This is a genomic window from Bacillus sp. JNUCC-22 (genome assembly GCF_018861275.1).
Classification (GTDB): domain Bacteria; phylum Bacillota; class Bacilli; order Bacillales; family Bacillaceae; genus Bacillus; species Bacillus velezensis.
In genome coordinates this window covers 668,696-682,486 of sequence record NZ_CP076408.1, presented here as the reverse complement: position 1 = coordinate 682,486, position 13,791 = coordinate 668,696, and the positions used below count along the sequence as shown (strand labels likewise).

The following is a 13,791-nucleotide window of genomic DNA, read 5'->3' as shown; positions in this document are numbered from 1 at the left end:
TTATCGGGAGCCTGCTTCATTTTTTAAAATCATCTGCGATACTACCTCCACATGATTCGTATGCGGGAACATATCCACCGGCTGCACTTCGAGCGTCTGATACCCGCCATCCTCAAGCACCCGCAGGTCTCTTGCAAGCGTTCCTGGATTGCAGGACACGTACACCACCCGCTTCGGTTTCATGTCGATGATTGTCCGCAGGAGGGCTTCGTCGCAGCCTTTTCTTGGCGGGTCGACGACGAGGGTGTCGGCCGTGATGCCTTCTTCGTACCATTTCGGAATGACTGTTTCCGCTTCTCCGACGGCGAATTCTGCGTTTTTGATGCCATTCAGCTCAGCGTTGCGTTTTGCATCCTCGATGGCTTCCGGCACGATTTCGACGCCGTACACTTTTTTCGCCTGCTTCGCCAGAAATAGAGAAATCGTCCCGATGCCGCAGTAGGCGTCGATGACGGTTTCTTCCTCTTGCAGCTCCGCGTACTCAAGCGCTTTGTCGTAGAGCACTTTTGTCTGTTCCGGGTTGACCTGATAGAACGATCTGGCGGAGATGGCGAATTTGACGTCTCCGATGAGGTCGTAGATGTATTCTTCGCCCCAGATGACGTTTGTTTCGTTCCCAAAGATCACGTTTGTTTTGTTTGGGTTGATGTTCTGCACGATGGATTTCACATGTGGGAATTGCGCCGTAATGTCTTCGATGATCTTCGCTTTGTGCGGAAAGTCGTTTGTTCTTGTGATGAAGACGATCATCATTTCGCCTGTGACGACGCCGTATCTGACCATAATGTGACGGAGCCAGCCTTTGTGGCGTTCTTCGTTGTAAGCTTTGACACCGTATGCTGCGCAGATGTCTTTGACGGCTTGGACGGCTTCGTCATTTTTGGATTGCTGGATCAGACAGGCGCTCATGTCGATGATGTCATGGCTTCTTTGCTGATAGAATCCGGCGACGAGTCCGCCTTCTCTTTCTCCTACCGGCACCTGCGCTTTGTTTCTGTAGTTCCACGGATCTTCCATGCCGAGCGTCGGGTGCACGGTGACTTTTGAGAGGTCCAGCTTGCCGATCCGTTCTAAGACGTCTTTGACTTGTTTCTGTTTAAACAAAAGCTGGCCTTCATAGGTCATGTGCTGAAGCTGGCAGCCGCCGCATTGTTTGTAGATCGGGCACGGGGCATCCGTTCTGTGCGGGCTTACTTCCTTCAGCTCGATTAAGCGGCCGAAAGCGAAGCCTTTTTTGACGCGTGTCACTTTGATTTGCGCTTTTTCCTCAGGCAGGGCGTTCGGCACGAAGATCGGGAAGCCCTGAACCTTTGCGACGCCCGCTCCTTCGTGCGTCAAATCCTCAAATATCACATCATAGTATTCATTTTTTTCTATCGGGGGTTTCATTTTCATCTATAATCACCTCTAGTTTTACCAATAGCCTTGTTTCAGCGTGCTGGCAAACCTTCAAATTCAATGTCAGCCTTCAAAGGTTTCCGATCACGCTGAAAAGATGACAAAATCCTAAAACGAATACTGTTTTAGGATTTTGTCCGCGTATTAATCATCCAGCTGTTCCGCTTTCTCCTTCGGCATGATGACGTGAATATGCCGGTACAAATTCACGAATTCACCCGGCAGCATGCCGCCGTATTCGCCGTCCAGGTTCAGCTGCATCTTTTCTGATACATTGACTTTCACACGGTTCGCTTTTGTGTAAATAATGTGCTGATCGTTAATATGATCGCCTCTGAGCGCCATGCTCGCGACTCTGATAAACTCCGCGAGATTGGCTTTTTTCAAAATAATCAAATCAAACATGCCGTCATTCAGGCTGGAATCAGGGGCCAGTTTCTCGAATCCGCCGACCGAGTTGGTCAGCGTCACTAAAAACAGCATAATTTCGCCTTGAAACAGCTTGCCGTCATATTCAATCTCGACTTCTGTCGGTCGAAGTGAAGGCAGCATTTCCATTCCCTTTAAATAATAAGCAAGCTGGCCGAGCATCGTTTTCAGTTTGCTTGGCACATCATACGTCAGCTCCGTCAGACGGCCTCCGCCGGCGATGTTGATAAAATACTGACCGTTCACCTGTCCGATGTCGATCGGGCGGGCTACGCCGTTAATGACGGTATCAGCGGCATTCAGTATATTCTCTCTCGGAATGCCCAGCGCTCTGGCGAAGTCATTTGTCGTGCCGACCGGAATGATGCCGAGTGTCGGGCGTTTGTCTAACGGTGCAAGGCCGTTGACGACTTCATTAATCGTTCCGTCTCCGCCGGCTGCGATAATCAGGTCAAACTCCCGCAAAGCGGCTTCTTTTGCGGCGTGGGTGGCATCCCCCGCGCATGTGGTGGCATGGGTGGAGGTTTCATAACCGGCTTGTTCAAATTTTTGCAGGACCTGGGCAAGATTTTTCTTAAAAAGCTCCCGTCCTGAAGTCGGATTGTATATTATGCGTGCACGTTTCATTATCTCATCATCCTACTTAAGAGTATCCGATCCATTATTAACACTAACAACCTTTAATTATACTATGACTTGAGAAAATCGCAACAATATGTACAGGAATTGCCAGAAGAAAAAAGGGCCCGGCTCCGTTTAAGGAGCCAAGGCCCGCTGTCTTACTCTTCTTCCGTTCCAGGTTTTTTCTTACGGAATTTCGCTAATACTTCATATACGATCGGCACAATCAGCAGGGTAAGCAGAGTCGAACTGATTAAACCGCCGATAACAGTGACACCGAGTCCTTTAGAAATGACCTGGCTTCCGCCTTCGAAGCCCAATGCCAATGGAAGCAGGGCGCCGATTGTCGCGATCGCCGTCATCAGAATCGGACGCAATCTCGTAGAGCCGGCTTCCAGGAGCGCTTCTCTCGTCGATAAGCCTTCCGCTTCTTTATGGATGACGCGGTCAATTAAGACAATCGCGTTTGTGACGACGATTCCGATCAGCATCAGCATACCGATCATGGCATTCAGACTGATCGTCTCTCCGGATACATACAGTCCGGCTAATGCGCCGATGACTGTAAACGGAAGCGAGAACAGAATCGCAAACGGCGCTAATGCTCCGCCGAACGTGATCACAAGAACGAGGTATACGATGGCGATTGCGGCAAGCATTGCTAAGCCGAGTTTCGTAAAGGAATCAGCAATATCCGCTGATACACCGCCGGTATCAATCGATACATTGTCCGGGTGATCCAGTTTGTCAACTTTCTTTTGAACGGCTGATGACACCTTCGTGACGTTGTCAGAAGTGACGGTTGCCGTTACGTCAGCGTACACTTTGCCGTCGCGTTTGGAAATGGTATCGGATGTCGTGCCGTTTTTCACTTTCGCCACATCGCCGATTTTTACTTCTTGGCCTGCAGGCGATGTGATGGTTTTATCCTCTAATTCTTTTACACTCTTATACTGGTCTTTTTCTGTTTTGATGTTCACATCAAGCTCTTTGCCGTCCTTTTTCACCGTTGTCAAAGGAGACTGTGACGTTTGGGACATCAGGGCTTGGGAGATTTGCGAAGCCGTCAGGCCCTGCTTGCTGAGTTTCTCCTGGTCAGCGACGAACGTGTACTCATCATATGTGCTGGAAAGGCCTGAGTTGACGTCTTTCAGATCTTTCTGCTTTTTCATGATGCCTTCGATGTCTTTGACCGTGCCTTTAATATCAGACTCTGAATCTCCGTACACATAGTACGTTAATTCGTTGTTGTTGCCTGACGAACTGAAATTTTGTGATTTCCATTCGCCGCGGCTGGATGTTTTTTTGATTTCTTTTAAGACATTGTCTTTTTCTTTGTCAAAATCAGGCGTGTCATCCTCGTATTTCACGTAGAACAATGCGCCGTTTGAGCTCCCGCCGAGCGGACTTTGCGAGCCTAAAGAATACTGAACGGTATCGACATGTTTGCGTTTAAGCAGCATGTCTTCCGCTTTTTGCGCAGCTTTTTCAGCTTCGCTTTTCGTTTCGCCCGGTTCAGGCGTGTATGTGAGCTGCATCGTTTTGTCCGCTTGCGCAGGCAGGTAGCTCGCGCCGATCAGAGGTACGAGGAACAAACTGCCGACAAGCATCAGAACCGCGATGATAGATGTAATCCATTTATGTCTTAATGACCAATGCAGCACTTTTTTATAGAAATTGGCCAATCTGCCCGGCTTATGCTCTTTCGCTTTAACAGGCGCGCCTGTGAGCGATTTTTTGAATAAGCTGTGCGCAAGCATCGGCACCAGTGTGATCGAAATCAACAGTGATGCGGCAAGCGCGAAGACGATTGTTAATGCAAACGGCATAAACAGTTCGCCGATCTGTCCGCCGACCATGGCAAGCGGCAGGAATACAGCAATGGTTACGATCGTTGATGACATGATCGGTTTAAACATTTCTTTCGTCGCTTCACGCACCAATTGCTTCCCGCGTAAAGGTTCATCTTTCAGCCTCATGCGGCGGTAAATGTTTTCGATCACGACAATCGAGTCGTCGACTACCCGTCCGATGGCGACCGTCATCGCACCGAGCGTCATTATGTTCAATGTGACATCAAGCTGATTCAGCACAAGAAGCGCAATCAGCAGTGACAGCGGGATGGAAACGATAGAAATCATCGTTGATTTAATATCTCTTAAGAATAAGAGAATGATCACGACCGCAAAAATCGCGCCGAAAATCGCTTTGCTTAACATCGTATCCACCGACTCTGTAATCGGCTCTGCCATATCAAGAGTCGAGCTGTACTTGAACCCTTTATGGTCTTTTTTGTATTGATTCAGTTCATCTTTAATCGCATCGGCCACTTCTACCGTGTTGGCGTCATTGGCTTTTACGATATTAATTCCGATGCTGTCCTTTCCGTTCGTGCGGGAAATGGATTCAGCTTTTTTCACATCTTTAATGTCGGCAATGTCAGAAAGCTTGACTGTCGGCACCCCTGCTGACGCGCTTTGCTGTGCCTGCTGCATAGCCTGAGCGTCCGCCGCAGACGCCGCACCGACTCCGCCCGCTTGACCTTGAGCGGCAGAAGAAGATGTGACCGGAATTCTCATATCTTTCAGATCTTTAATTGACGTAATATCTCCGTTAACGACAACTGATTTTTCTTTGTTGCCGAATGTGTACAATCCAAGCGGCGTATTGACGTCAGAGCCTTGGATCACTTTCTTGACGGTATCTTCATCAAGTCCGTACTCTTTCATTTTTTTGTCTTTGAAAGAGAATTCCACCTGCTCTTCCTGCTGTCCGGAAACTTGCACAGACGCAACGCCCTGAATGCCTTCAAGCTTAGGAACGAGAGTGTTTTCCACATTTTTGGTCAGGTCTTCAAGCGAGCTTTTGCCGCTTGTCACACTGAGCGTCAAAATCGGGAAAGAGTTGAGGCTGTAACGGGAAATGTCAGGTTTTTTCGCGTCGTCAGGAAGGCTGACACTGTCCAGCGCTTCAGCGACTTCGGTTTTCGCCTTGTCCATATCCTTGTTGTAATCATATTCAATCATAACCGATGAGACGTTTTCAGAGGATGTGGACGTTACGACGCTCACTCCTTCTAAATTCTGGACCGCCTGCTCGATCGGTTTTGTCACGTCATCCGCAACTTGACTCGGAGCAGCTCCGGGATAAGTCGTATTTACTGAAAGGTAAGGCATGTTGACGTCCGGTATGGATTCCTGCTTCATATTCATACCGGCATACAGCCCTGCTACAGTAACGATAATCGTCATCAGCCAAACTGCGAATTTGTTCTTCAGTACAAAGTTAATAATGTGGTTCATCATGTCCTCCGTTAATTTTTATTGACTGACTGGTCATTCTATATAATACTAAACGGTATAACTCAACATCGTCAACTAATAAGGCAGTAAATTTTTCTAAATTTTTCAGGATTAAGGGGAAGCACGTCATGAACGAAAAAAAAGAGAAAATCATAAAAACAGGCATCCATTTATTTGCCAAAAAAGGGTTTTCTTCAACAACCATTCAGGAAATCGCCGGCGAATGCGGAATTTCAAAAGGGGCCTTCTATCTCCATTTCAAATCAAAAGAAGACCTTTTGCTGTCAGCATGTGAGTATTACATCGGCATGTCTATGGAAGAAATAAAGAAAATCAAAACAGAACATCAGCATAAACCGCCTAAGGACGTATTCCGAAAACAAATCGCATATCAATTCCAGGAATTTATGGAACACAAGGACTTTATCATTCTCTTGCTGAGCGAAAAGGTCATTCCTGAAAATCAAAAGGTCAAACAGTATTTTCATGAGGCCAATATTCAATTTAACATGCTGTATCGGGATGCGTTGCTCTCCGTTTACGGAGATGCCGTCACACCGTTTTTAGCGGATGCGTCCGTTATGGCGCAAGGAATTGTGAGCTCCTATATTCATTTCTTGATTTTTAATGAACATACGGCATTCCGGACGGAAAACGTGGCGGCCTTTCTGATTGCCAGAATCGATGATCTGATTACGGGACTGATAAGAGACAATCCCGATCCGCTGCTGCCTGAGGATATCTTCACTCAGCCCGCGGCGGACAGAGAAAGACTGCTTGCGGATATTCAAAATATAAAAGCACAGCAGGGGCTGCCTGAGGACGTCCTCGTATCGCTTGAAGTCATTGAAGAGGAATGCGCAAAGGTAGAGCCGCGAAAACCGATTATTAAAGGAATGCTGTCCAACTTGGCAGGCAGCGGAAATGAGCAGATTGAAACGCTGCGGGCTTCCATTGAAACCTATTTCATCTTATAAAAAAAAGAGACCGGCGCTTACCGGTCTCCGTGTCAGCAGCGCCCTTAGAGGCGGCTGCTTTTTTTTATCGTTTTTTGATTTCTTCAAGTAAGATTTTGTTGACCATCGGCGGGTTGGCCTGTCCTTTGGAGGCTTTCATAATCTGCCCGACAAGGAAGCCGATCGCGCGGTCTTTTCCGTTTTTGAAGTCTTCAATTGACTGCGGGTTGCTGTCAAGCGCATCTGTTACCAGCTTCAGAAGCACGCTTTCGTCAGAAATCTGCACGAGGCCTTTTTCTTTGACGATTTTTTCTGCGTCGCCGCCTTTTTCAATTAATTCTTTAAAGACTTTCTTCGCGATTTTGGACGAGATGGTTCCTTTTTCAATCAGCTTAATCATGCCGGCAAGGCCTTCAGGAGTCAGTGCGACATCCTCAAGCTCTTTTTGTTCGGCGTTCAGGTAAGCTGAGACTTCACCCATCAGCCAGTTTGATGCCTGCTTGGCTTCTGCGCCTTTATTGACCGTTTCTTCGAAGAAGTCAGCCATTTCTTTCGTCAGCGTCAGAACCATTGCGTCATAAGCCGGCAGGCCGAGCTCTTCGATATAACGCTTGCGGCGCTCATCCGGAAGCTCAGGAATGGTTGCTCTTACGCGTTCTTTCCATTCGTCATCAATGTAGAGCTCGACAAGGTCAGGCTCAGGGAAATAACGATAGTCGTCCGAACCTTCTTTGACACGCATCAAAATGGTTTTTTTCGTCGCTTCATCGTAGCGGCGCGTCTCCTGCTGAATGACTCCGCCTGACAGAAGCACCTGCTCTTGGCGTTTTTCTTCATGCTCAAGGCCTTTTTGCACGAATGCGAAAGAGTTGAGGTTTTTCAGCTCCGTTTTTGTGCCGAATTTCTCCTGGCCGATCGGACGGAGGGAAATGTTGGCGTCACAGCGCAGTGAACCTTCTTCCATTTTACAGTCGGAAACACCTGTGTATTGGATAATTGATTTCAGCTTTTCGAGATATGCGTAAGCTTCCTCCGGTGTGCGGATATCCGGCTCAGATACAATCTCGACAAGCGGCGTGCCCTGGCGGTTGAAGTCAACGAGGGAATAGCCGTCGCCCGTATGCGTCAGTTTTCCCGCATCTTCTTCAAGGTGAAGACGGGTAATGCCGATTTTTTTCGTTTTTCCGCCGACTTCGATTTCGATCCAGCCGTTTTCGCCGATCGGCTTGTCAAATTGAGAAATTTGATATGCCTTCGGGTTGTCGGGATAGAAATAGTTTTTCCGGTCAAACTTCGTATCCGTTGCGATTTCGCAGTTCAAAGCCATTGCGGCTTTCATCGCGAATTCGACCGCTTCTTTGTTCAAAACGGGCAGCACGCCGGGATAGCCGAGGTCGATGACGCTCGTTTGGGTATTCGCTTCCGCGCCGAATGGCGTCGGTGAGCTTGAGAAAATTTTAGATTTTGTTTTTAATTCCACATGGACTTCAAGTCCGATTACCGTTTCAAAGTTCACTTCATTTCACCCCTTACAGTTCAGGTTTCGCTTTATGATGATCTGTTGCCTGCTCAAAAGCATGAGCGACGCGGTATACAGTGCCTTCATCGAAGTGTTTTCCGATGATTTGCAGTCCGAGCGGCAGTCCGTCCGCAAATCCGCACGGCACGCTGATTCCCGGCACACCCGCGAGGTTGACAGGGATCGTTAAAATATCGTTGGCGTACATTGTGAGCGGATCGCTGGTTTTTTCGCCGATTTTGAATGCCGGTGTCGGCGTTGTCGGTCCGACGATGACATCGTATTTCTCAAATACATCTTCAAAATCTTTCTTAATAAGCGTGCGCACTTTTTGCGCTTTTTTGTAATACGCGTCATAGTAGCCGGAGCTGAGCGCGAAGGTGCCGAGCATGATGCGGCGCTTCACTTCATTGCCGAAGCCTTCAGAGCGTGTCTGTTTATAAAGGTCGATCAGGTTGTCCGCATTGTCTGAGCGGTAGCCGTAGCGGATGCCGTCAAAGCGCGCAAGGTTTGCAGACGCTTCGGAAGAAGACAGCAGATAATACGTCGCAAGCGCGTATTTGCTGTGCGGCAGAGATACTTCTTCCCATGTCGCTCCGAGGTCTTCAAGCACTTTTAAAGCGGCTAAAACCGATTCTTTCGCTTCTTTGCCGACGCCTTCTCCGAGATATTCTTTCGGTACGGCGATTCTTAAGCCTTTAATATCGCCAGTTAATGAAGAAAGAAAGTCCGGCACTTCGACATTGGCGCTCGTAGAGTCCATTTTGTCCGGGCCTGAAATCGCCTGAAGAAGGAATGCGTTATCTTCTACGGTTCTTGTGATCGGTCCGATCTGGTCCAGTGAAGACGCAAAAGCGACCAAACCGTAACGTGACACGCGTCCGTATGTAGGCTTTAATCCGACGACGCCGCAGAAAGAAGCCGGCTGGCGGATGGAGCCGCCCGTATCAGATCCGAGTGAAAACGGCACTTCGCCCGCGGCAACCGCAGCTGCGGAACCGCCGCTTGATCCGCCGGGAACCGTATCGAGATTCCAAGGGTTTTTCGTCGCTTTGTAGGCGGAGTTTTCAGTAGAAGAACCCATCGCGAACTCGTCCATATTCAGCTTTCCGATCGTTACGGCTTCAGCGGCTTGAAGGCGCTCCACAACCGTCGCATCGTAAATCGGATCGAAGTTTTCGAGGATTTTGCTTGAGCATGTTGTGCGAAGCCCTTTGGTCACGATGTTGTCTTTGACGCCGATCGGCATTCCGAAGAGAAGACCGTGTTCAGACTGTCCGTCAACCGCTTCGTCAAGTTCTTTCGCGTAAGCGCGGGCTCTTTCTTCATCAAGCTGTAAAAACGCCTGCACCTTATCATCCACGGATGCGATCCGTTTGTAAGATTCATCAACAAGATCGGAAATCTTGATTTCTTTTTTATGTATCATTTGTTTCAGTTCTGTGATTTTGTGATCAAATAATGACATACTGTCTCCCTCCTTTAATCCAGAATAGATGGCACACGGACATAGCCGTCTTTATGATCGGGAGCATTTTTCATGACATCCTCGACCGGAAGGCCTTTACCCGCTTCATCTTCTCTCATTACGTTTTTCATTTTCAGCACGTGTGTTGTCGGTTCCACGTTATCCGTGTCCACTTCATTAAGCTCCTCGGCAAACGAGATGATGCTGTCAAGCTGTTCTGTAAACATTTCAGCTTCTTCATCCGTAATGGCGAGTCTCGCCAAATGAGCGACATGCTTTACTTCTTCTATAGAAATTCGTGACATAAGATCCACCTCCGCATAATTCTCCGTTTCGTCATATAATACTGATCATATCAAAAACGAGCCCTCTAAAGCAACAAAACGCCGCCTTCTGAGGCATGATGAAACCCTCTCTATTTTATCCTAAATCGGGGAGAAAGAGAAACGAATTATATGTCAGAAAATTTTTACTTTTATAATTTATTGGTAGCGTTTTCATCTCTAAGCTGTTCTATGTTGGCGGGGATTTTTTCCTTGAGCGGGCCAGGTTTCGAGAGTTGATTGATCGGGGATACTTTGTTAGGTTTAGTAACCATAGCCAGCACTAAATCATGCGATCCGCATGGAATGATGACTAAAGGCTGGATCGCCGGCGCATATTCCGGCACTACTAATCTACAGAGGTGATGCAACATTTACATGAAAGAAGAGAGGGTCCAAAAACGTGAGTATTGAACTAATTATATCTCTTGGCATTTACTTTGCTGCCATGCTGTTAATCGGCTGGTACGCATTCAGGAAGACAACGAATATTAATGATTACATGCTGGGCGGAAGAGGACTCGGCCCGTTCGTAACGGCGCTGTCCGCAGGTGCGGCCGATATGAGCGCATGGATGCTGATGGGAGTTCCCGGCGCAATGTTCGCAACGGGGTTATCGACCTTATGGCTGGCGCTCGGTTTGACGATCGGCGCGTATTCAAATTATCTGCTGCTTGCTCCGAGGCTGCGAGCTTACACGGAAGTTGCGGATGATGCGATTACGATTCCCGATTTTTTCGATAAACGGTTCCGCCACTCGTCATCATTGCTGAAAATTGTTTCCGCCGTGATTATTATGATCTTTTTCACACTGTACACATCGTCCGGGATGGTATCCGGAGGCAGGTTATTTGAATCGGCATTCGGCGCCGACTACAAATTCGGTTTGTTTTTAACGGCCGGTGTTGTTGTGCTTTACACGCTGTTTGGCGGTTTCCTCGCTGTCAGTCTGACTGACTTTGTGCAGGGAGCGATCATGTTTGCGGCATTAGTGCTTGTGCCGATCGTTGCTTTTACCCAGCTCGGGAGCGTTTCAACGACGATTGATTCGATCAACGCCGTTAACCCGAAACTATTGGATATCTTTAAAGGCGCGAGCGTCATTAGCATTATTTCTTATTTGGCATGGGGACTCGGCTATTACGGCCAGCCTCATATCATCGTACGATTTATGGCGATTAAAGAAGTGAAAGATTTAAAACCCGCCCGCAGAATCGGGATGAGCTGGATGGCCATTTCAGTTGTCGGTTCATTGCTTACCGGGATTATCGGGGTTGCGTATTCTCATCACTTCGGAGTCTCCGTAAAAGATCCGGAAACGATTTTCATTATTTTTTCTAAAATCTTGTTCCATCCGCTGATTACGGGCTTCTTGCTGTCCGCGATTTTAGCGGCGATCATGAGTTCCATTTCCTCACAGCTTCTCGTAACAGCAAGCGCCATTACGGAAGATTTATACCGCGCCTTTTTCAGACGGGAAGCGAGCGATAAAGAATTGGTCATGACCGGACGCCTGTCGGTATTGATCGTGGCCGTTATCGCCATTTTGCTTTCCATGAATCCGAACAGCACCATTCTTGATCTGGTCGGATATGCGTGGGCAGGCTTCGGTTCGGCTATCGGCCCGGCGCTCTTGCTCAGTCTGTACTGGAAACGGATGAATGAATGGGGAGCGCTTGCGGCGATGATTACCGGGGCCGCGGCCGTTTTAATCTGGATCACGACAGGGCTTGCCGCTTCAATCGGCGTATACGAAATCATTCCGGGGTTCTTCCTCAGTCTGATTGCCGGTATTGCCGTCAGCCTGCTGACCAAAAAACCGGCCGATGCTTCTTATCAGCTGTTCAGCCGGATGGAAGCTCTTTTGAAAAACAAGAAATAGACAAAAAGCCGTCAGATTTTATCCCTGACGGCTTTTTTCTTCCGCACTTGTCCTGCTATAAATACTGTGAGAAAATCATATCAATTTATTATAAGAAAAATTGCGGAGGTGCTGTGCAAATTGAGCTGGCCTATCGAACCAGACATTTTATTAAAGCTGGGCATTGCCACGCTGATCGGCATGATCATCGGTCTTGAACGCGAGCTGAAAAACAAACCGCTCGGACTGAAAACCTGTATCGTCATCGCCGTCAGCTCCTGTATGCTGACGATCGTCAGCATTAATGCGGCATATCATTTCCCAAAATATTACCGAATCATGATGGATCCGCTCCGCCTTCCCGCCCAAATCATTTCCGGCGTCGGTTTTATTGGCGCGGGCGTGATCCTGCGTAAAAGCAATGACGTCATATCCGGCCTGACGACATCGGCCATCATCTGGGGCGCAGCCGGGCTCGGTCTGGCTACAGGCGCCGGCTTTTATAAAGAGGCGTTCGCAAGCCTCTTGTTTATCCTGATCAGCGTCGAATTTCTTCCGTGGCTGATCAGAAAAATCGGTCCCAACCGCTTGAAGGAAAAAGATATCCGCGTGAGAATGTCTCTTTCCGATAAAGACAAAATGACCGAGATTTTAAAGGAAATGAAAAGCAAACAGCTCCGCATTCACTCCGTCCGGATTGATGATCTGGGCGAAAAAGAATTTCCGATTATGGAAGTGAAAGTCAGTGTTCATAAAAACCGCTACACCACTGACGTCTATTATGATATTAAAGAAATTCAAGGTGTCGTCGGAGTGAAGTGTGATACGCTATAAAAAAACGCCGGGCTGGATTCAGCCGGCGTTTTTCTATTTATACGAATGCAGAAAAGTTATACTCCGTAATCGGGGTTTCATTTTCGATATCGCGCCTGAAGGTTTTCAGCATCTCAAGTTCCTCGTCCCCGAGTGAATTGAGGTCAAACGCCTGATGCAATAATCCGTAGATCAGCATATGACGCAGCCGGAGGAAATCCGGGATGTGTTCAAGCCAGGCGAGATCAAGGTCATTTTCTTCCCTGTAGCCTTTCATAAAGTGAGTCATGAATTCACCCGTAAACGCGGCCTTGTCTTCATACGGGATGACCGGATACCACAACATGTTGTACAGCAGAATACTGATATCATTCACAAACCAATTGTAGCCGATATCATCAAAATCAAATGCAGTGATTTTTCCGTTGTCCCAATTGAAATTGCCGTGGTGCAGATCGGCGTGCACAAGGCCGTAGTTTTCAGGGTTCTTCGGCAAACGGCGCAGTTTTTCCATTAGAGCATCCGCCCGCTCAAATACGAGATGCTGATCTGCAGGCACGTATTTTCTCAGCTTCAGCTGCTCCTCTTCATCCCATTCCTGCCTTTTATATGCCGGATCGCTCAGACGGTAGCTTTTCGTCAGCCGGTGCATGTTCCCCGTGTACTTTCCAAGCTCGTAAAACAGGGTTCCGTTCCAGTCTGATTCCTCCACTTTGCGTCCGGGCGCTTTTTCATAGACTCTTACTAAAAACGCTCCGCCTTTTCCATCCGGCACTTCTTCGACATCTTTGCCATTTAATGAAGGAATCGGCTTTGCTGCTGAAAGCCCTCCCTTTGCCAGATGATGAAGCCATTCCATTTCTCCGAGAATATATTCCGGTGTTCTTCTGATCGTATGCGTAATTTTTAAAATATAAGGTTCGTTATCTTTCACAATTTCATATACGTAGTTCTCTGCGTCCGCAATAAATTGAAACTTGGTAAAGCCGTATATTTCACCTGCTTCAGCGAGAACCTTATCTTCCTCAAAAATCGCTTTAATATCTTTATGCATGCTGATTCACCCTTTTCATAACGTTTGTAGGCGGTGTGTGTACTCAG

At 47.8% G+C, this 13,791-nt stretch carries 10 protein-coding genes; 3 read left to right on the top strand and 7 right to left on the bottom strand.

The window, feature by feature from the left end:
* The 3 genes from rlmD to JNUCC22_RS03510 form a co-directional block, all read right to left on the bottom strand.
* Positions 1 to 1,395 (bottom strand): 23S rRNA (uracil(1939)-C(5))-methyltransferase RlmD, encoded by a 1,395-nt coding sequence (gene rlmD / locus JNUCC22_RS03520; protein WP_216062129.1) that lies wholly within the window; start codon positions 1,393 to 1,395, stop codon positions 1 to 3.
* 147 nt (positions 1,396 to 1,542) lie between these two features.
* The gene (locus JNUCC22_RS03515) at positions 1,543 to 2,454 is read right to left on the bottom strand and encodes a diacylglycerol kinase (RefSeq protein ID WP_020955460.1); all 912 of its coding nucleotides are present in this window, start codon (positions 2,452 to 2,454) and stop codon (positions 1,543 to 1,545) included.
* A gap of 152 nt (positions 2,455 to 2,606) precedes the next feature.
* Positions 2,607 to 5,750 carry an efflux RND transporter permease subunit gene (locus JNUCC22_RS03510; RefSeq protein WP_216062128.1) on the bottom strand — a complete coding sequence of 1,048 codons (3,144 nt, stop codon included), beginning with the start codon at positions 5,748 to 5,750 and terminating at the stop codon, positions 2,607 to 2,609.
* Positions 5,751 to 5,878: 128 nt separating this feature from the next.
* Here JNUCC22_RS03510 and JNUCC22_RS03505 point away from each other — a divergent pair, with 128 nt between their 5' ends.
* Positions 5,879 to 6,727 (top strand): TetR/AcrR family transcriptional regulator, encoded by an 849-nt coding sequence (locus JNUCC22_RS03505; RefSeq protein ID WP_015239325.1) that lies wholly within the window; start codon positions 5,879 to 5,881, stop codon positions 6,725 to 6,727.
* Positions 6,728 to 6,791: 64 nt separating this feature from the next.
* Here JNUCC22_RS03505 and gatB read toward each other — a convergent pair whose 3' ends face one another.
* Genes gatB through gatC form a run of 3 tightly spaced genes read right to left on the bottom strand, consistent with a single transcriptional unit; the run spans position 6,792 to position 9,998 of the window.
* Positions 6,792 to 8,222 carry an Asp-tRNA(Asn)/Glu-tRNA(Gln) amidotransferase subunit GatB gene (gene gatB / locus JNUCC22_RS03500; protein WP_003155730.1) on the bottom strand — a complete coding sequence of 477 codons (1,431 nt, stop codon included), beginning with the start codon at positions 8,220 to 8,222 and terminating at the stop codon, positions 6,792 to 6,794.
* Between the two features lie 13 nt (positions 8,223 to 8,235).
* Positions 8,236 to 9,693, bottom strand: coding sequence for an Asp-tRNA(Asn)/Glu-tRNA(Gln) amidotransferase subunit GatA (gene gatA / locus JNUCC22_RS03495; RefSeq protein ID WP_072588869.1), 1,458 nt, complete (start codon positions 9,691 to 9,693; stop codon positions 8,236 to 8,238).
* Positions 9,694 to 9,707: 14 nt separating this feature from the next.
* Complete coding sequence (gene gatC, locus JNUCC22_RS03490; protein WP_003155732.1) at positions 9,708 to 9,998, bottom strand: Asp-tRNA(Asn)/Glu-tRNA(Gln) amidotransferase subunit GatC; 291 nt, start codon at positions 9,996 to 9,998, stop codon at positions 9,708 to 9,710.
* Positions 9,999 to 10,419: 421 nt separating this feature from the next.
* On the opposite strand from gatC, the gene putP reads away from it, so the two are divergent.
* Together putP and JNUCC22_RS03480 are read left to right on the top strand one after the other, a co-directional pair.
* Positions 10,420 to 11,898, top strand: a complete 1,479-nt coding sequence (gene putP / locus JNUCC22_RS03485) for a sodium/proline symporter PutP (RefSeq protein ID WP_072588868.1) — start codon at positions 10,420 to 10,422, stop codon at positions 11,896 to 11,898.
* A gap of 120 nt (positions 11,899 to 12,018) precedes the next feature.
* Complete coding sequence (locus JNUCC22_RS03480; protein ID WP_003155735.1) at positions 12,019 to 12,711, top strand: MgtC/SapB family protein; 693 nt, start codon at positions 12,019 to 12,021, stop codon at positions 12,709 to 12,711.
* 37 nt (positions 12,712 to 12,748) lie between these two features.
* Here the strand turns inward: JNUCC22_RS03480 and JNUCC22_RS03475 are convergent, their stop codons facing one another.
* Entirely contained in the window at positions 12,749 to 13,744 is a 996-nt protein-coding gene (locus JNUCC22_RS03475; RefSeq protein ID WP_072588867.1) for a phosphotransferase enzyme family protein, read from the bottom strand.
* Between the last annotated feature and the right edge of the window lie 47 nt (positions 13,745 to 13,791).